A 19,098-nucleotide genomic window follows, 5' to 3' on the forward strand; every position below is an offset into this window, starting at 1 on the left:
GAATTGGGGAGCTCTGACAATGAAATTTATTACTTTTCGAAATCCTAACGGTGAACAATGCGGAGGATGGCTAAGCGGTGATGGAGTAGTGGATATGCAGCTTGCCGGTCAAGGGAAATTACCGTTCAGCATTCGTGAATTGTTGGTTAAACATGAAACTTATATGCCTTTGATTCATTCAATAGAAAAAGATGCCCAGCCGAATTATTCAATCAAAGAAATAGAACTAATGGCTCCACTGCCAAACCCATGTACATTTCGGGATTTTGTAGCGTTTGAAACACATGTAAAAAACGCATCCGCAACACATGATAGCACTGTGGCACCTGAATGGTATGAAGTACCGATTTTTTATTTCTCAAATCCAAATGCCATGAGGGGACCTGGTGAAGAGGTAGCACGCCCTAAAAAGTGTGTAAAGTTGGATTATGAATTAGAAATGGCTTGTATCATTGGAAAAGAAGGGAAAAACATTCAAGCCCGTGAAGCAGAAGAGTATATTTTCGGTTATACCATTTTGAATGATTGGTCCGCCCGTGATCTGCAGGCTCAGGAATTGAAGGTTTTACTTGGCCCAGCAAAGGGAAAAGACTTTGCTACATCAATAGGACCGTGGATTGTAACAAAGGATGAATTGCTCCCATACAAAATCGATGACCGCTTCGATTTGGAGATGACGGCCAAAGTGAATGGAGAAGTATGGTCCCATGGGAATTTTAAAGATATTTACTATTCATTCGGACAAATGATCGAGCGAGCGTCAGAGGATGTTACCTTGTATCCTGGTGACATTATCGGATCTGGAACTGTCGGGTTTGGTTGTATTTTAGAATTGGGAACAGAAGAATACCGCTGGCTGGAGCAGGGGGATGAAATAGAATTGGAGATTACGGGATTGGGAGTTTTAAAAAGCAGGATTGTTTAGGGGGAGGACCCAATGTCGACGAGATTTGCGGGGAAGGTATGTTTAGTTAGTGGTGCAGGTTCGGGAATCGGGCAGGAAACAGCCAATTCTTTTGCAAGGGAAGGAGCAATGGTCATCGTGGCTGACATCGATGAAGCGGGGGGAATGCAGACGGTAGCTTCTATTAAAGCTGAAGGCGGGCAAGCGATCTATTGTAAAACTGATATCTCAAAAGCGGCTGATAGTGAAGCAATGGTTCAAGCCGCTGTGGAGCATTTCGGCGGGCTGGATCATGCTGTAAATTGCGCGGCGATAACGGGAGGAGTTAGTGGGTAAAAGCCCAATTAAATCAAATGCTGAAACAAGGGGGAGGAACCATCGTCAATGTTGCCTCAGCTGCCGGCCTTAAAGGACATCCCAATAATGTTCCATATTCAGCCACTAAGCACGGTGTCGTTGGGCTAACGAAAACCGCCGCCATAGAATACGCAACGAAAAATATTCGCATCAATGTGGTATGCCCTACTGCGATTGATACACCTATGATCATGGATGGCCGTTTAAATTTAAGAAATAACCAGGAATTGAGAGATAAATTTACAAGTGAGCAGGCGATGATGAGGATGGGGCAGCCAAGAGAGGTAGCAGATGTTATTTTGTGGCTTAGTTCAGATCAATCCTCATTCATAACTGGGCATGCTATGCCCGTCGATGGCGGGGCATTTGCAAAATAATTGAAAATCAATAGATAAATACGGAGGCTACAGTATGTCTAAAATAATAGATTTAAGTGTGTCACTCGAAAAAGAGTTAAAAGATCCACTTCCATTTTCAATCCGCTATGAAACGCATGAAGAAGGTGCCGAATTTGGCGCGAAGCTGGTTGGTGTAACACCAGATGATTTCCCAGAAAGAAAGGGACTTGCCGGTGAGTTTCTTACCTTGACAAGTCATGCCGGCACCCATGTCGATGCACCATGGCATTACTGGCCTACATCAGAAGGAAAACGGTCAAGGACAATTGATGAAATGCCGCTGGAATGGTTTTTTAACGATGGGATTGTCCTAGACTTTACGGATAAGCCAGCGGGTTATGCACTCACTATTTCAGATCTGCAGGAAAAATTGCAAAATATAGAGTACCAGCTAAAGCCTTTTGATATCGTGATGATTCGCTCTGATGCGGATAAAAAAAGATATGAGCCCAACTATAGTGAGATACATGTTGGTGTTTCAGCCGAAGCCACCCTTTGGTTGATTGAACAAGGCATAAAAGTGATGGGGACAGACGGATGGGGCTGGGATACTCCACTTGCTATTCAAGCTGCAGATTATAAAGAAAATCCTCGTCCTGGCGTGCTTTGGGCCGCCCATTTTGCCGGTAAAGAAAAAGAATATTGTCAAATAGAAAAACTAGCAAACTTGGATCAATTACCCCCATTTGGTTTTAAGGTATCGGTATTCCCTGTCAAAATTAAAGGTGGAAGCGGCGGCTGGACCCGGGCAGTAGCAATTATCGATTAAAACTACTAATTATTGCTATGGGAATTTACAGAGTTAGCTGTTGGAATCTCCAAATATGTACAAAATTCATATTACTGTAAACAATATTTTATATGTCTCTAACAATTTAAACTGCCCTATACTATTAATCGGTAAAGCGCTTACATTTGATAAAAAGTAGGTTTCATGTTGATAGGATCAATAAAGAGGGGCCATTGCACTTGTATTAGTAGTGGCGATTGCGGCAGCATCGAATTGGCGTTATTCATTTTTTGCCCTAGCCATACCGGGGATCATTTTAGGAGTGGTTTTAATATTTTATATGAAAGAGCCTAATTTTAATGTCGGCGGCAACACCACCTAAGGACATTAAAATAAAACCAACATTTCAGGAATACAAAAGTGTATTTAAAACCCGTAATGTTTGGGTAGGTATGCAGATGGCTATTTTTTACATGATGTACCTATTGGTATTTACAGCCTTTATGCCGCTGTTTTTATCTGGAGTATCGAATTATAGCGATGCTCAATACGGGGCCATTTTAGGAATCCTGGGGATTGGAATGTTCTTTTGGCAATTCCTTCTACCATTTTTATCAGAAAAACTAGGTAGAAAGGCCATCATAGTTCCCGAGACATTTATAGCCATTCTACTCCCGCTAGCGGTTGCGGGATTCCATACGAACTTTGCCCTGCTCGCCATTTCGATCTTTATCCTTAGCCTAGGGTTTGGCGCACAGCCGCTCTATCTCGCTATTATCCCGTCAGAATCAGTTAGCAGGTTGTTTGCCGCAACGGCAATAGCGGCTGTTGTACTGACCGGAGAAATCATTGGGGGAACAGCAGGACCTGTTATTGCGGGAATCCTGGCTGATAAGTTTACGCTATATTCACCGTTATGGCTTGCCAGCGGGACAGCTGTTGTTTTCTTCTTGTTGTCGTTCATGCTCAAAGAAACGGCACCGGTAAAAGTGTCGCGTGGTATTTCAGAAGATTCTGGAATTACAACATCTGTATAAAGTTCACATATAGGACTATCAATATTTGTAGAGTGAGTTTTTATAAAACTTACTCTATTTTTATTGATATGCAAGAAAACTATTGTAAAATTAAGAAAAGTGAAATTTACTTGGAGGAATTCAATTGACTAACATGAAATCAGCTATAATTGTTGGTGGCGGAATTGGCGGGCTTGTGACTGCCCTGAAACTTCACCGCGTTGGTGTGTCAGTGCGCGTGTTTGAAAGTGTTGAAACTATTAGACCACTTGGTGTTGGGATTAATCTGTTGCCCCATGCTGTTAGAGTTCTCACAGAATTAGGATTAGCAAATGAACTCGAACAAACGGGATTGCCTACCGCAGAACTAATTTATGTAAATAAATTTGGCAAAAAAATATGGCAGGAGCCAAGAGGAATGAACGCAGGATACCGCTGGCCACAGTACTCTATCCATCGCGGACGCTTACAAATGCTTCTCTTAAAGGCTGTAAAAGAACAATTGGGAGAAAACGCAGTGTTAACTGGTCATCATTTGATTTCTTTTCAAACGTTAGGCAACAAAGTCGAGGCGCAGTTTGAAAATCGCAAAACTGGAGAGCATTTGGGCTCTTACACTGCAGATGTGTTAATTGCGGCAGACGGAATACATTCTGCAGTTCGAAAATTCTATTATCCAAATGAAGGGCTCCCTAAATTCAGCGGGCGGATTTTATGGCGTGGCCTAACTGAATCCTCTTCATTCTTAACAGGGAGATCTATGATTATGGCTGGATATCAGGATCAAAAGTTTGTTGCCTATCCAGTTTGCCCTGAAACTGCCGCAAATGGAAGATCCCTTGTAAATTGGATTGCTGAGTTAACTGTAAGTGATGAAATGCCGTCACGTGCAGATTGGAACCGTAGAATCGACAAGAATAAATTTGCACCTGCCTTTAAATCGTGGGATTTTGATTGGCTTGATATTCCGAAGTTAATTGAGGAAACAGACGATGTTTTTGAATTTCCAATGGTCGATCGCGATCCGCTTCCGCAATGGACCTTTGGCCGGATAACATTACTTGGAGATGCAGCACATCCAATGTATCCGATTGGTTCAAATGGTGCTTCTCAAGCAATTCTTGATGCAGATGCTTTAGGAAAAGCAATTGTTGAACAGCCTACTCTTGAACAGGCTTTAAAGGTATATGAAGCTGAAAGATTAGAGGCAACAGCTAGCATCGTGTTGGCTAATCGAAAAAATGGTCCTGAGGTCGTTATGCAAATCGTGGAAGACCGTGCACCTAACGGCTTTGAAAATTTAGAAGAAGTAATCTCCCAAAGAGAATTAGAAATAATTTCCAAAAAGTATAAACAAATCGCTGGATTCGATCGTGAAAAATTGAACCAATTAAAAGAGGTCCAATAATGGTAGAACATATAGTCTTAATAAAACTATTACCAAAAGCAACAGAGGAACAAAAAGAGGAATTGATACACCGGACCTTACAGTTAAAAGACATGATACCCGGGATATTGGACATCCAGCAAGGCGTTAATTTTTCAGATAGAAACAAAGGATACGAAATAGGATTAACAGTTCGATTCAAGGACAGAACTTCACTAGAAAACTATGGCCCTCATCCTGCCCATCAAGAGATATTTACCTTTTTAAAGGAGATAGGATTGGACGACGTAATCATAGTTGATTTTGATGTGAAATAATTAATTTATATCGATTAGCGTTTAAAATTAAAGAAATTGAAATTACTGAAGAAGGATAGTTTTAGAACAAAAGGGAACGGTTATTACTCGTTCCCTTTTGCCATCATATTAGATTTACTAAAACTCTATCTAACTTGTTAATGAACTTCTTTTGGATTTTTCTTCATGTCGTGGTTTCAGGAAAATGTAAATCAGGACAGCTCCAAAACTTACAATAGCCATGACAATTCCCATAGATAGTGCAGGGACATTTCCTAAACCAGTTAGAGGAGCCGTACTTCCCCCAAAAACGAATGATAATACTCCAAGTAATGCTGCTGCACTTCCAGCTGACCTGCCCTGATTTTGCATGGCTATGGAAGATCCTGAAGTACTTACCATCCCTACACTTGAAACAACAAAGAATAATGGCAGCAAGATTAAGTATAGACCTGCATGAAGTAAAATCAAAATCAATAACATAATAGAACCAGCGAAAGCGATGCTTATGCCCACAACAAAAAGTTTTTTCTCACTGACTTGTCCAGCTAATCTGCCTGTAATTTGACTGGAAATAATAATGCCAATACCGTTAATGGCAAATATCAGACTAAAAAACTGTGGAGAGGCACCATAAACATTTTGTAAAACGAAAGGCGAGCCCGATATATAAGCGAACATGGCCGCAAAAATTAACCCTTGTGATAATGCATATCCGATGAAACTACGATCAAATAAAAGGTTTTTAAATGTAGTCATTGTATGATAAATGCCACCCTGCGACCTTGATTCAGTAGGGAGTGTTTCGGGCAAACCGAACAGGACAATGAAGAACATGCTCAAACCTATTAAACTTAAAACTAAAAATATACCTTGCCATGGGGCAATCCGTAAAAGTTGACCGCCTACTATAGGGGCAAGAATTGGAGCAACACCATTGACCAAAGCTATTAGGGAGAAAAATTTAGTTAACTCTGAACCTGAGTATAGATCTCTTACAATGGCACGGGCAATAACAATTCCAGCAGCCCCTGCAAAACCCTGAATAAATCTCAAAATTATCAAAAACCAGATGGATTGACTAAAAGCACATAAAAGTGAGGCAATCATATAAATCATTAATCCAAAGAGAAGTGGTTTCCTGCGCCCGCGTACATCGCTAAGTGGTCCTGAAACTAACTGCCCGAGAGAAAGACCGAGAAGGAAAAAGGTCAAACTGAGTTGCACAAGGGAAGTAGTGGTGTGAAGCTCTTTAGCGATATGTGGAAGTGCAGGTAAATACATGTCAATGGATAATGGGCCAAAAGCAGCTAAAGTTCCTAAAATCATTGCCAGCCCTACTCTTTTTGAACGTAACGATGAACTCTTTGTACTTTCTATATCCCCGAATGAATCATTCATAAATCTATTTCTTCCTTTCTAAAATCATAAATATTGATTAAAATTGATAAACCTTAGCTAGATTAAATGTTAATAATAAACAATTTTTCAAGAACATTCAAATATTTTTCTGGAAGAAAATCATTTAAATGGAGGGAGTAGAACGTGGTAGAATTTACAAAAGATTTAAAACCATTACCCGAGGATTTTTATGATCAGCCCACCCTTGAACTGGCAAAGGCATTGCTTGGATGCCTGCTCGTAAAAGAATCGAAAGAGGGAATGTCGGCAGGATATATTGTTGAAACAGAGGCATACATTGGTCCTGGTGATAGGGCTGCACACAGCTACAATAATAGAAGGACGCGAAGAACAGAGGTGATGTTCCAACGTTCAGGACTTGTTTATACTTATTTAATGCATACACACTGCCTTTTCAATGTGGTCAGTGGCGGTGAAGACCATCCTGAAGCCGTTTTGGTCCGCGCCCTTGAACCTAAGTTCGGTCTCGAATTAATGAAAAAGAGAAGAGGTAAGGAAGACTTGCCAAGTTTGACAAATGGCCCTGGCAAACTGACAAAATCATTGGGTATTACGATGGAGGATTATGGTCATCCTCTCACGCTTCCACCATTATTTATTGCCAAAGGTATTTCTCCAGAAAGTATTTCTGCCGGAAAAAGGATTGGAATTGACAAAACTGGTGAAGCCCGGGATTATCCATGGCGATTTTGGATTACGAATAATCAATTTGTTTCAAGGCATCAAAAATCTGATTATGTAATTGTTTAGAAAGTAAAAAGGACTTAACTCATTGGTTAAGTCCCTATTATAAATGGATTCGTTTAGTTTTCCCTAGTAAGTATCAGGCTTTCAGCCAATATTTCCTTCCTTTCCTAAAGTGTATTCTATCGAAAAGGATTATCCATTTAATCCTTTTGATTCGATCTTACAAATATGAAGTTTTATAAAAATAACGCCTCTAATCAACACCCCCCAGGAATAAAATGGTTTGGTTCTGATCACCTGGACCGATAAAATCTAATGCGGCAGGAGAAAAAACTATAACTTTTCTTTTAACAGCCTCCAAAGGTATTCGGATTGGCTCAAAAACTTTAGAAGCACGGAAAGCATGATCTCCGATGCTTATTCGCTTTTTCTCTCTCCTTCCGAAGGCAATCATAGTTTTTCTGTCAAATGTGTTCACAGTGACATGCTCTTTCACTTTTTCATTTAGCAGTGATGGTTCTTTCTCAGTTTGGAAAACTTCTACTTCCATCGAGGCTACTATTCCGATTTCTCGATTATTAACCACCAAAATGAAGTTGTAACCAGCTTTGGTTTTCTTTTGAACAATTTCAACTTCATCTGTGATTAACGTGACGAATTCTTCAGGTTGTTTCGTGTGAGAGTCTTGAGAGTTTTCTTTTTCCTTAATCACTCGATAAGCTGCTTTTGCGCCAATTCCTTCATCTGTAAAGTCAAAAGGTTTGATACTCTGTGTGCGTACAAGGTATACATCATTAACCTTTTCTTTGTTATTTAATTGGACACATAAAGCAACATCTTCTTTCACCGCCTTTCCCTCACCGCTCGAGAGAATAGGGACATTCATTTTCATTCCTGGAAATTGGACGAAGATGTAGCTGAAGTTTTTCTTGGGCTGCACATCTGAAAGTCTCATAAACTCACAACCTTTCCGATTTGTACAAGTTTTTTTCCTTGTAGTTGTATAATTCAATATCATTCTTCTCAATCCTTTATAAGTATGTAGAGTTTTAATCGTCACTTTCTTATGAAATACGAGGGTTACCCCTATTTGTTGAGTAATTATGAGGAAATCTACTATCGAAACATGTAAATAATATAAAAACGCTTACAAAAACGACAATTTATAGACTATTCGCTCAATTATGTTACAATAAATTTTATATATTAATGCGACACAAAGAATCTCCCGCTAAAAAAATCTTAAAACTTATATACCATGGAGGAAAACTATGAACTTTGTTAGTACACGCGGAAGCGTAAATAAAATTGGTTTTATTGATACAGTCTTAATGGGATTAGCTAATGATGGGGGATTATTAGTACCAGAGAAGATCCCACAAATTCCTGCAGAAAAGTTAGAAGCAATGTCAAAACTTACTTATCAAGAATTAGCTTACGAAATCTTTTCCTATTATGTAGATGGTGAAATTCCAAAAAATGAGTTAAAGGAATTAATCGAGAAAAGCTATGCTACCTTCCGCCACCCAGAGGTAACACCGGTACAAAAGCTGAAGGATAATATGTATGTATTAGAACTTTTCCATGGCCCTACCTTTGCCTTTAAAGATATTGCTCTGCAATTCTTAGGAAACCTATATTCCTATGTTTCAAAGAAGACTGGTGAAACGATTCATATACTTGGTGCAACTTCGGGAGATACGGGGGCATCAGCTATTGAAGGTGTAAGAGGTAAAGAAGGGATTCGCATTTGTATTTTGCATCCCCACGGTAAAGTAAGTAAGGTGCAAGAATTACAAATGACGACTATTGATGACCAAAGTGTATTGAATTTGGCTATAAAAGGAACGTTTGATGATGGTCAAAGAATCATCAAGGAAGTGTTTGCAGATGTAGAGCTAAAAAATAAATATCATCTGCGTGCAATTAATTCGATCAACTTTGTTCGTATTTTAGCGCAGACAGTTTATTATTTTTATGCTTATTTCCAAGTGACAAAAGAAAACGAAGTAAAGAATGTTAACTTCAGTGTGCCCACCGGTAATTTCGGAGATATCTTTGCTGGATATCTTGCAAAGAAAATGGGACTTCCTGTAGGTAAACTAATCGTAGCTACAAATGAGAATAACATTTTAGAAGGTTTTATCCGTGATGGTGTGTACCAGCCTGGTGAATTCCGCAGCACCTATAGTCCTTCGATGGATATCCAAGTAGCCAGCAATTTTGAGCGCTATTTATACTACTTGCTTGGTGAAAATCCTAATGAAGTGTCTGCCTTAATGGAGAAATTTAAGTCAGAAGGAAAAATCGTCGTGAACGAAGATCAGCTCCGCCAAGTAAAAGAGGATTTTGCGGCACATGGAGTTGTAGGGGAAGAATGCCTGCAAACCATCAGTGAGTACTATGCTGAAACAAATTATTTATTAGATCCTCATACTGCATGTGGGGTCGCTGCATACGAAATGTGTAATAAACCTAATGAGGTTTGTGTCACACTTGCAACTGCTCATCCGGCCAAGTTTAATGAATCGATTGAACGTTGCGATATTAAGCAGCAATTTCCTGAGCAAATAAATCAATTGTTTAATAAACCACAGCATCTCAAAGTGGTTGAGGCGGATAAAGATGAAATAGTTCGTCAATTAGTAACGCTATTTCACTTTTCGGCTAAATAAATTCTTTTTTTTAAGTAGAAAAAGCAACTGCCCCATACTTGTGGTAGTTGCTTTTTCTATCTTAAAATATTAGATCAGCAGTTACTAATAATGTGCCTCTGTCTTCCATGTATAATTGCCCCCTTTAATTTTATAAATATTATAAACATTATTTATTTTCGTTTTTTGCTATTGACGAGATCTGACCTATATGTGTAAAATACACCTATAGTAATTTTATTGAGGTGTAGTCATGACAAATAACAATAATGAAAAAAATGTTACTCCATCTAAGCACTTTATCCTTCCATTTATTTTATTGCTTCTTAGCAGGATGTCACTTCATGGCTATGAACTAATACAAAAGCTTCAAGCTCTCGGTTTTCACACTCTTGACCAGGGAAACTTGTATCGTTTATTGAGACAGCTAGAGAAAGACAATCTTGTGCAATCAGAGTGGCATACAAATGAAAGTGGTCCTGCCAAACGATGTTATTCAATAACTGATACTGGTAAAGGGTATTTAAAGGGCCATGCAATACAACTTGAGCAATACCAATCCATGCTCGATCAATTTTTCAACATGTACTTTAGTTTTCTTGAGCTCTACCTACCTCCATTTCATAGGGAGGATAATATAGAGAAAGTAACGAAACAAATGAGGAGGAACGACGATGAGCCAAAAGGTGATTGATCAAAAAGAAGAAGTCCTAAAAAAGGAAGTTAAAAAAGGAGAGGTTAAAAAAGTGGAAGTTTCAAAAGTGGTAGTTCCAAAAGTAGAGAAGCAAAACGAAACAAACTATGTTACCGATTCATTTATTAACATTTTTTGGGGTCAATTTGAAGCTGCAGTTTCTCGTACAAGAGAACTTAGAGAACAACAGCAAGAACTTTACTTAAAGGCTATAAAAGAAACAACCAATTTCAATGGAGTGTACCGCAATACTTTAAAGGGTCTTTTTGAACAAGTTACAACAATAAATAGCGATTTACGTAAAGGGATATTCCAATACAATGTTATGAATGGAAATGAATCCACTGAAGTAATTACAGAATCTTTAAAAAGTCAAGTAAGTGAAGTAGCTAGTAAATTAGAGGAGCTTTATTTAACTCCAATTAACTCAGCTTTTGATTTAATTGAAAGTACAGAGAAGCGTTTTGAACAAAATAGCGAGGCATTCATCGAATCTACAAATGAAGCACTAAATGCTTGGGAATCTGTCACAGACAACTATTTAAAACAAGCTAGAGAAACTCATGAAAATATTGCTCATAGATTGGAAGATAGCGTACGTGGACTTGTTGCTCCAAGTAAATAGTGTACATATCTAAAAGAAAAAATATTCTTTATCGAATGTGCCCTTCTTTTTTAATAGATACCCTAAATCGTACAAAAAAGCAGCTTTACCTTCAAGGCAAGCTGCTTTTTTAATAATAATGATTTTACAACTTAGTATTCCATCTTCATATTATTACTTGAAAGTAGGTAATTGAGTAAAGTGGAGTGAGAGAAGTATGCATAACCTTAGCACTGAACAATTGCTAGAAGCATTTGATTCTGCTATTAAGTTAAATCTTTGCAAAGACTTTGTTCTGCTATTGGCTAATGAGTTAAACACACGATTTATTAATGAATCATCACCCATAGATGATTATAGAAAAATTTTAAATCAGTATTCAGATTAAGATTTGAAAGTAGTAAAATACTTTTTCTCGTAGATAAGTGGAATGTTTTTCAGTCATAGATTACTTGCACCGTAAGAAGATTCATTAGACTTTTTGATATCGATTTAATGTGGAGGAATTTTTATGAATGAACAAGAAAAAACTGTATTTATGAGTGAACAAGAAAAAACATTAATAAATAAAACTTCAAGCATTTTAAGAAAAGATACCAGCATCATGAGACTAAACGATATTATTGAAGAACTTGTTCATGTTATAGAATCAAAAATAAAGATTGAAAAATAATAGAAATGAAGCAATTAGGTTTTAAAAGCCCATCCATTTATATTTGGATGGGCACTTTTAATTATCAAGGAATAATATCAAAGAATATTTGTAAGGAATGCACATTATTATGACATAGAAGTCCTATTTTACTATATAAAAAAGTGGATGAGGTAGAAAGAAATGGTAAATATGACTTTCGACGTATATTCACGGTCAGTATACTATAAAGATACTATTATAGAGTATTAATTCCCATATAAATCCTCCTTATTATTGAAAAAGGTAGGTTATACTATGAAATTATTAATCGTGAGGTGGAAAAATTGAAGGCAGATGCTGTTTTTGAAGGTGGTGGGGCTAGGGGAATTGCTTTTATTGGCGCGATTCATGCAATGGAAGAGGAAAATGTAGAATGGCAAAGATTGGCAGGAACATCAGCGGGGGCGATCATCGCTGCTCTTTTGGCAAGCGGTTATAAAAGCTATGAAATTAGAAATCACCTAAGTAAACTTAATTTTTCTAAACTTCGCGGCAGAACGTACTTAAATCGAATTCCTATTTTCGGCTCCTTATTAGAACTACTGTTTCATCTTGGTATTTATAAAAACGATTATTTGGAAACATGGCTGGATTCGCTTCTTACAGAAAAAGGGATTAAGACATTTGCGGATCTTCCAAAAGATAAATTGAAGATAATTGCTTCTGATGTATCGAATGGGCAAATGCTTATTTTGCCAGATGATTTGGAACGCTATGGGATGACTCCTGCTGATTTAAAAATTTCAACCGCTGTTATGATGAGTGCTTCACTGCCATTTTTCTACCGTCCAGTTATTTGGAAATTAAAAGACCGAAAAAAATCCTATATTTTAGATGGCGGCTTACTTAGTAACTTCCCAATATGGATATTTGATACAGACAACCCCCGGTTTCCGACGTTCGGCTTCCGTTTTGTGAAAGAAAAAGTGAACATAGACGCAGTTATACCAACCCCGCTTCACCTTTTTAAAAATATTATTAAAACGATGATTCAAGCTCATGATTTACGATATTTGAACAAGGATGCGATTGAACGGACCATTCAAATTCCAACTGGTGACATCAATGCTACTGATTTTGAACTTGATCAGGATGAAATCGATTTTCTGTATATGTCAGGTTATGCTTCTACAAAAGAATTTTTATCGAAGTGGGATTTTGAACAATATAAAATTATTCGATTTAATAGATTAAAGAATAAATAGCTGAAAAGGCCATTTCTGGAACTGTATTTTTTGTCAAATATCGGAAATTGAAATAATAATTTTAGAGGTATTAAATGAGCGATTACTTTCATCCCTCTTCTTTTTTTAATCATATTTACATATAAGAGTATTTTGTACGAACTAAAGAAGCAGACCCCACTGGATCTGCTTCGTTTTATGATGGATTTGTTGACCATAATCCAGCTGTTTTAACGAATACTCTTGGATTAAATTTTAAAGTAGCCACGACTAATTCTGCAAGGTCTTCTGGGTGCATCACGTTTTCTTCATTGCCTTTAACAAGATTTGTATCAATGGCTAAATCTGTAACGACCGTACTTGGTGTTAAAGCAGTAACACGGACATTATGTTTTCTTACTTCTAGCATAAGTGATTCTGTTAGCCCTAAAACAGCGAATTTAGAAGCACTGTAAGCACTTGTAACTGGAGCACCTTTTTGGCCAGCAGATGAAGAGATATTGATGATATCTCCTGATTTTCTTTCGATCATTCCTGGTAATACTGCTCTTGTTACATTATACACACCCATTAAATTGACTTGGATGATTTTTTCCCATTCTTCTGGTGTTAGATCAAGGAACCCACCAAATTTAGCAACACCAGCATTGTTGATTAGGATATCAATTGGGCCTAAGTCTGATTTGATATGTTCAACAGCATGGGTAACGGATTCAAGATCGGTCACATCTGCAGTTGCTGCAGAAACCTTTACATCAAATTGTGCTAGTTCAGCAGCTACCTTTTCTAGATTAGCCATATTTAAGCCGATTAGGCCTAAATGAACGCCTTCTTTTGCTAAGGCGATAGCAGTAGCACGTCCAATGCCTCTACCTGCGCCAGTAACTATTGCAGTTTTTCCATTTAAAGAAATCATTTTATCACTCCTAAAATTATTACAAATTGAAGTAGTTCATTCTAACAGAAAGACCGCAATCTTGCATGGAAACAGCTTGCGGTCTTTCCTATTTAGAACTCGAGGAATAATATATTTATTCTAAGTTGGGGTCAACCTCTTTCCATGATAATTTAATAATTATTTTTAGTATTTTGTAATGCCTCAAAATAAAGCTGATAATTAACCTTTATTTTCATTTTTCCCCAAGTGGCTAACCATACCTTTTCTCTGATGGGTTTGGAAAAGGGGCTAAGGGTGTGTGTCCCGATTTGAAGAGGATCCACCTTCAGCTCTTGCATTTTTTTTATGAGGTCAGTCGTTTTCCTTTCTAATTCAGTTTCAATTTCCTTATGAAGCTGCATCAGTTCATTTCCGTTGAGGATATTTTTATTACCTTGATATTCCTCAATTCTTCAATTTAGTTTCACGTTTATTGTAACCACCAATCACCCCTAAGGTTTGACTTGATTTGGTCGGCATCCGTAAACTAGCTTCTTTTATGATTTCAAGAATAGTTAACATTAATATTGCTTCCCAAAATGGTGTAAAAGGTAGTTTACTTCTAGATTCCACTATAACAAATAGTATTTGTAAGGGAATCATTTGATAATGGTGGGTTGTTAGTGCAACATAAAATGGTATCAGTGTGACGGACAGAAAAAAACTTAAATATCGAATAATTCTTAAAAAACTTGCAACCGGCCAACGATTAATATAATCCTCAGGTGATTGGAAAAGGTGAAAAAAGGTGATTGGTGCAATTAATACAAACGGTGTGTTCTCTACCAAGATAGTTAATTTACCGAGCCCTAAGGAATAAGCACAAACATCTGGGCGGTCAGTTTGTTGGAATTGTGGAAAAATACTGTGATGATGTTCCTCCATAAATGCCGCTACCTGGGATGAATCGAAAAATAAATCAAAGTTAATTTCAGAGATTTTCTTTCTTGCTATTGATATATATTCAGGATTGGTTAACCCGTCTATGTACATTAGGACAACCGTTGTTTCACTTAATGAACCTACATTATATTTCTCTGTTTTTAATTCAGTAATAGGAAGTCTTCTGCGTATGAGGGTGATATTTGGTTCTAATTGTTCAGTGAAACTATCTTTTGCACCGTATAAAATAGTTTCTGTTTCAGAGGTTTCAATCCCCTTTAGGTATGGCTATGCTTTCAAAAATCATGGCATGTGGACATTGGATAACAGGTTCTATTATCGATTCATTTAAACGATCCTGGTCAATTAAGGTTCTTAAATAGATTAAGACAACTTTTTGATCGTTAAGTGTAGTGCGTTCGATTATCTCAACATCGTCCATATTGTCTAAAACCTGTTTTAGAGAGTCTAGTGATATCTTTCTTTGCACAGGTTGTTGTGTGTCACTACTATCATTAGAAATTCTTTTACCCTTTTTCCAAAACATAAACATCCCTCACTGATATAAGCTGCCATTTGTTCACTTTAGAAAAAGTGTAATGGTAATTCTTCCTTTTAGTATTAAAAGAAAAGATTATTTTATCCTAATAAAATAAGGTAGGGGAAACTAAATAAATTTTACAGTATAGTTTTTTTCACTATGTAATGAAAAAGTGCGTACTTGTTCAAATTTTTCATTTCTCTAATAATAGGATTAAATGATTATTACAAATAGAAAGAAGGGGATTGTATGCAAAATGAGAGGTATTAGGTCGTAAACGATTAATTTGGGGGATTGTTGTTATTTTTATAAGTGTAGTGACTGTGTATGAGCCAGGTGGGAAGGTCAAAATGCCGGAGCCGGCTAGTGCCAACAAGAAATCAACAAACACCGGTAACAAGTGGAGGCGACTAATGCCCGTTAAGTTTAAAAAATCATCTCACCGGTAACTAGTGAAGGCAACTAAAGTCCGAGATGAAAAAAATTTTCATTGCTGACTTATGCTTGTAAAAAGAAGCCATGCTTATCTTTAGCACGGCATTTCTCATTTCCACCACTGCCACCATTTCTTTTGCTCGGCGGCAGCGATTTGTTTTCTTGTTTCTTCATCAATCATCTTACTTCGTTCTTTCTCCAGTTGCTCTGTACGTTCTACATACTTCCAAATTAGATTAATTTTCTCTTCTTGCTTAGCTTCACGTACTGCCTTCTCCTTCAAAAGTTTGATTAATTCTAAGTTTATTTGCTCCAAATGTTCCATACGATCCAATAGTTCGATAGTGTCAGTATTCTGCTCAAGATCCCCATCATTAGTTGTCTGTAATGGCACCTCTTCCGCAAGGGTTACAGGTTTATATTCTTCAGAGACCCATGTCATCACTGCTTCGGCAGATCGATCCATCGTCATACCCTCTTGGTTACAGAATTCGATTAACTTGCGTAGTGTAATAACATCTTTTTCAAAATATGTTCTATGTCCTCTATTATTGCGCTGAACTGGATACCCATGTCCTTCCAAGAGAGAGGCATACTTCCGTAATGTACTCGCATCAATTCCAAGCAATTCCTGTATGTCACTAGGTGAATATTTGGTCGTCATAACACAGCACCTCCAATTTAACACTTCTATAAATCGATGAGAATTTCCTTTCATTAATTAGAAAATCAATCTTCTGTACTAGTTAGATGTTTTCTCTATTTGCAAATCAATTCAGTCGCAGATAATCAGCAATGAGAATTTTAGGTTAAGCACTATATGGAAGGATATGGCTAAAAAAGTTAGGATGTCAGAGATATATTCTCGAGTTTGGATGACATTCTTTTATACAGCAAAATACACCGATATTTCGACTTTGTGTGACCTAGGATTTCAATGATAAGATGAAAACTACGTTAAGAACAATTCGCCATGTGAAAAAAACTGAGAGGAATGATTTGTTATTAATCATTTACAATTAAGTTATACAAGCGAAATGGAAAAAGCGATGCGTAGTGCCCATGGTGTAGGTTATGAAGACTACAGTAGATATCATACAGTGAGAATGAGAGTCGAAAAACGCCGTAAAAAGGACTATATTAGGTGTCGTAGAATGACAGCTGATTTAGACAGACTTGCTCATTATAATAATCGCTTAAAGGCATGAATGAAAAGGGAAACCAATGTGAATCAACCACACTGGTTTCCCTTTTTTTACTTTTAAGATCTGGCACTTCTCAATATTTGAAGGTGTGTTCTTTTTACTATTTTTAAATCAAATAAATAGGTGTATCTTAACTGGACAATAAATTTATAGTTAAGTAGACTACAACTAAATCAAAATAACCGTCCTTATTTTCTTATCAAGATAAAAATTTTGGTCTGCGATTATTGAAAAGCAACAGGAAAATATCCTGCCACCTAATTTACTATAGAGGAGAAATGAACATGTTAGAATTTGATACATCTATGGACCAACTCGCCACGATTAAAGTCATCGGTGTAGGCGGCGGGGGAAATAACGCCGTAAATCGTATGATCGACGAAGGCGTTGAGGGTGTAGAATTTATTTCCGTTAATACCGATGCACAAGCTCTTCATCAATCTAAAGCAGCCGTCACGATGCAAATCGGTACAGCATTGACAAGAGGTTTGGGAGCAGGAGCAAATCCGGAAATAGGTAGAAGAGCAGTGGAAGAAAGTAAACAGCAAATAAAGGAAGTGCTAGAAGGCGCAGACATGGTTTTTGTTACAGCAGGTATGGGCGGTGGTACGGGGACGGGCGCAGCGCCTGCCATTGCAGAAATTGCCCGTAATCTTGGTGCCTTGACAATTGGGGTTGTAACACGTCCCTTTAAATTTGAAGGCAAGAAGCGTGCGTCTAACGCAGAAAATGGAATTAGCGAGATGAGGGAAGCAGTAGACACATTGATTATTATCCCCAACGATCGCTTATTAGAGATTGTAGATAAAAAAACTCCCATGATTGAAGCTTTCCGTGAAGCGGATAATGTACTTCGCCAAGGGGTTCAAGGGATTTCAGATTTAATTGCTGTGCCAGGTTTAATCAATCTTGACTTTGCTGACGTGAAAACCGTTATGTCCCATAAGGGAACAGCGTTAATGGGAATTGGTATTGCCAAAGGTAATAATCGTGCTGTTGAGGCTGCAGAGAAAGCATTAAATAGCCCGTTACTTGAAACTTCCATTAATGGGGCCCATGGTGTGATCATGAACATAACTGGGGGAAATAATTTAAGTCTTTTTGAAGTACAGGAGGCAGCTGATATCGTTGCTTCTGCTTCTCATGAAGAACTAAATATGATTTTTGGCTCTGTCATTAACGAAAACTTAGTGGAAGAAATTATTGTGACGGTTATTGCCACTGGCTTCACTGAGAAAGAGGAGCCAACAATACAAATGCCTACAAAGCCAATAGTGGAAGAGATACCGAATACATATCAAAGGGAGCAACGAGTACAACGTAACCCAATAAACCGTAACGAGCCAGTGCAAGATTATGACAGACACTCAGAACAGACAGAAGGATCTCTGGATATTCCAGCGTTCTTGCGTAATCGGAAAAGACGATTTTGATAAAATTAAAATCCCCTACTAGATATAATAGTCTATCTAGTAGGGGATTTTTTATCAGGCAGTATTCCGAGATAAAATATTTGAAGTATTGAAAGGGCTCCTGGAGCTTGATCAGTACGATTTAATAATTCAGTACTATTTCTATGATTGAATCCATTGATTATTCGAATTTTTATGACATTTACACTTCTCCTACTAATGAAAGAACAATCTAGTATGTTATAATACTATCAAATTAAAAAGAGACGGGAGTGAATGGTATGATTATTCGAAGCAAAGCGAATGTGGAGCAGTTTTGTGAGAGGTTTGGTGATTTGGGGAGTTGGGATGGTTCGAAACACTACATCGCCATAGAAGATGAAGAAAACAACGGAGTCCTTACGTTTATGCAATATCCTGATGGCTCATTGACAGCCCATCGGAAATACCAAACGTATTGGGACATAAAGGAATTCCCAGTTGATACTAAAGATATTTGGCGGTATAGAAAAGTATTAAATAATTATTTGAAAAATATCAAAAATTAACATAGGCGGCTCTGATTTTTTCGGAGTCGTTTTTCAACTTTTTAGTAACTTTATGTGTTATGAATTAAACAATTTATTTATGAAAAACTACAAGAGAGCCAACCAACAAAT

The 19,098-nt window shown here is 37.5% G+C and carries 21 protein-coding genes and 2 pseudogenes; 17 read left to right on the forward strand and 6 right to left on the reverse strand.

Annotated elements, in window-relative coordinates:
- Positions 1–19: 19 nt before the first annotated feature.
- The 7 genes and pseudogenes from QNH17_RS10705 to QNH17_RS10735 all read left to right on the forward strand — a co-directional run bounded on the left by QNH17_RS10705 (position 20) and on the right by QNH17_RS10735 (position 5,109).
- Positions 20–925 carry a fumarylacetoacetate hydrolase family protein gene (locus QNH17_RS10705; RefSeq protein WP_283878662.1) on the forward strand — a complete coding sequence of 302 codons (906 nt, stop codon included), beginning with the start codon at positions 20–22 and terminating at the stop codon, positions 923–925.
- A 12-nt stretch (positions 926–937) separates the two neighbouring features.
- Positions 938–1,240 (forward strand): SDR family NAD(P)-dependent oxidoreductase, encoded by a 303-nt coding sequence (locus QNH17_RS10710; protein WP_283878663.1) that lies wholly within the window; start codon positions 938–940, stop codon positions 1,238–1,240.
- A 14-nt stretch (positions 1,241–1,254) separates the two neighbouring features.
- Positions 1,255–1,638, forward strand: a pseudogene (locus QNH17_RS10715) (SDR family NAD(P)-dependent oxidoreductase); the annotation flags it as partial.
- Between the two features lie 34 nt (positions 1,639–1,672).
- A complete protein-coding gene (locus QNH17_RS10720; protein ID WP_283878664.1) occupies positions 1,673–2,428 on the forward strand; it encodes a cyclase family protein in 756 nt (251 codons plus the stop codon).
- A 320-nt stretch (positions 2,429–2,748) separates the two neighbouring features.
- Complete coding sequence (locus tag QNH17_RS10725) at positions 2,749–3,426, forward strand: MFS transporter (RefSeq protein WP_283878665.1); 678 nt, start codon at positions 2,749–2,751, stop codon at positions 3,424–3,426.
- Between the two features lie 133 nt (positions 3,427–3,559).
- Positions 3,560–4,813, forward strand: a complete 1,254-nt coding sequence (locus QNH17_RS10730) for a flavin-dependent oxidoreductase (protein WP_283879479.1) — start codon at positions 3,560–3,562, stop codon at positions 4,811–4,813.
- Positions 4,813–5,109 carry a Dabb family protein gene (locus QNH17_RS10735; RefSeq protein WP_283878666.1) on the forward strand — a complete coding sequence of 99 codons (297 nt, stop codon included), beginning with the start codon at positions 4,813–4,815 and terminating at the stop codon, positions 5,107–5,109. Before QNH17_RS10730 ends, QNH17_RS10735 begins: the two co-directional genes overlap by 1 nt.
- A gap of 129 nt (positions 5,110–5,238) precedes the next feature.
- On the opposite strand, the gene QNH17_RS10740 is transcribed toward QNH17_RS10735, so the two are convergent.
- Positions 5,239–6,489: a multidrug effflux MFS transporter gene (locus QNH17_RS10740; RefSeq protein ID WP_283878667.1), complete on the reverse strand. Its 1,251-nt coding sequence runs from the start codon at positions 6,487–6,489 to the stop codon at positions 5,239–5,241.
- A gap of 144 nt (positions 6,490–6,633) precedes the next feature.
- Here QNH17_RS10740 and QNH17_RS10745 point away from each other — a divergent pair, with 144 nt between their 5' ends.
- Positions 6,634–7,260, forward strand: a complete 627-nt coding sequence (locus tag QNH17_RS10745; protein WP_283878668.1) for a DNA-3-methyladenine glycosylase — start codon at positions 6,634–6,636, stop codon at positions 7,258–7,260.
- Between the two features lie 190 nt (positions 7,261–7,450).
- Here QNH17_RS10745 and QNH17_RS10750 read toward each other — a convergent pair whose 3' ends face one another.
- Complete coding sequence (locus QNH17_RS10750; RefSeq protein WP_283878669.1) at positions 7,451–8,152, reverse strand: hypothetical protein; 702 nt, start codon at positions 8,150–8,152, stop codon at positions 7,451–7,453.
- Positions 8,153–8,468: 316 nt separating this feature from the next.
- Between QNH17_RS10750 and thrC the strand changes: the two genes are divergently transcribed.
- From thrC to QNH17_RS10780, 6 genes are all read left to right on the forward strand, one after another.
- Positions 8,469–9,872, forward strand: coding sequence for a threonine synthase (thrC, locus tag QNH17_RS10755; protein ID WP_283878670.1), 1,404 nt, complete (start codon positions 8,469–8,471; stop codon positions 9,870–9,872).
- 232 nt (positions 9,873–10,104) lie between these two features.
- Entirely contained in the window at positions 10,105–10,545 is a 441-nt protein-coding gene (gene phaQ, locus QNH17_RS10760; protein WP_283878671.1) for a poly-beta-hydroxybutyrate-responsive repressor, read from the forward strand.
- The gene (locus QNH17_RS10765; protein ID WP_283878672.1) at positions 10,526–11,170 is read left to right on the forward strand and encodes a hypothetical protein; all 645 of its coding nucleotides are present in this window, start codon (positions 10,526–10,528) and stop codon (positions 11,168–11,170) included. Before phaQ ends, QNH17_RS10765 begins: the two co-directional genes overlap by 20 nt.
- Positions 11,171–11,366: 196 nt before the next feature.
- On the forward strand, positions 11,367–11,537 hold the full coding sequence (gene sda / locus QNH17_RS10770) for a sporulation histidine kinase inhibitor Sda (protein WP_283878673.1): 171 nt from the start codon (positions 11,367–11,369) through the stop codon (positions 11,535–11,537).
- Positions 11,538–11,660: 123 nt separating this feature from the next.
- Positions 11,661–11,822, forward strand: coding sequence for a hypothetical protein (locus tag QNH17_RS10775; protein ID WP_283878674.1), 162 nt, complete (start codon positions 11,661–11,663; stop codon positions 11,820–11,822).
- Between the two features lie 305 nt (positions 11,823–12,127).
- Positions 12,128–13,048 carry a patatin-like phospholipase family protein gene (locus QNH17_RS10780; protein WP_283878675.1) on the forward strand — a complete coding sequence of 307 codons (921 nt, stop codon included), beginning with the start codon at positions 12,128–12,130 and terminating at the stop codon, positions 13,046–13,048.
- 175 nt (positions 13,049–13,223) lie between these two features.
- On the opposite strand, the gene QNH17_RS10785 is transcribed toward QNH17_RS10780, so the two are convergent.
- From QNH17_RS10785 to QNH17_RS10795, 4 genes and pseudogenes are all read right to left on the reverse strand, one after another.
- Positions 13,224–13,943 carry a 3-ketoacyl-ACP reductase gene (locus QNH17_RS10785; protein WP_283878676.1) on the reverse strand — a complete coding sequence of 240 codons (720 nt, stop codon included), beginning with the start codon at positions 13,941–13,943 and terminating at the stop codon, positions 13,224–13,226.
- 152 nt (positions 13,944–14,095) lie between these two features.
- The gene (locus QNH17_RS29980; RefSeq protein WP_481858591.1) at positions 14,096–14,326 is read right to left on the reverse strand and encodes a Ger(x)C family spore germination C-terminal domain-containing protein; all 231 of its coding nucleotides are present in this window, start codon (positions 14,324–14,326) and stop codon (positions 14,096–14,098) included.
- Positions 14,327–14,402: 76 nt separating this feature from the next.
- A pseudogene (locus QNH17_RS10790) lies at positions 14,403–15,393 on the reverse strand (spore germination protein); the annotation flags it as partial.
- A 538-nt stretch (positions 15,394–15,931) separates the two neighbouring features.
- The gene (locus QNH17_RS10795; protein ID WP_283878677.1) at positions 15,932–16,486 is read right to left on the reverse strand and encodes a MerR family transcriptional regulator; all 555 of its coding nucleotides are present in this window, start codon (positions 16,484–16,486) and stop codon (positions 15,932–15,934) included.
- Positions 16,487–16,871: 385 nt separating this feature from the next.
- Between QNH17_RS10795 and QNH17_RS29985 the strand changes: the two genes are divergently transcribed.
- The 3 genes from QNH17_RS29985 to QNH17_RS10805 all read left to right on the forward strand — a co-directional run bounded on the left by QNH17_RS29985 (position 16,872) and on the right by QNH17_RS10805 (position 18,987).
- Positions 16,872–17,030: a YuzK family famiily protein gene (locus QNH17_RS29985; protein ID WP_481858592.1), complete on the forward strand. Its 159-nt coding sequence runs from the start codon at positions 16,872–16,874 to the stop codon at positions 17,028–17,030.
- Positions 17,031–17,311: 281 nt separating this feature from the next.
- Positions 17,312–18,460, forward strand: coding sequence for a cell division protein FtsZ (gene ftsZ / locus QNH17_RS10800; RefSeq protein WP_283878678.1), 1,149 nt, complete (start codon positions 17,312–17,314; stop codon positions 18,458–18,460).
- Positions 18,461–18,720: 260 nt separating this feature from the next.
- Positions 18,721–18,987: a hypothetical protein gene (locus QNH17_RS10805; protein ID WP_283878679.1), complete on the forward strand. Its 267-nt coding sequence runs from the start codon at positions 18,721–18,723 to the stop codon at positions 18,985–18,987.
- The last annotated feature ends 111 nt before the right edge of the window (positions 18,988–19,098 follow it).

Origin of the sequence: Neobacillus sp. SuZ13 (assembly GCF_030123365.1) — a bacterium.
Taxonomy (GTDB): domain Bacteria; phylum Bacillota; class Bacilli; order Bacillales; family Cytobacillaceae; genus Neobacillus.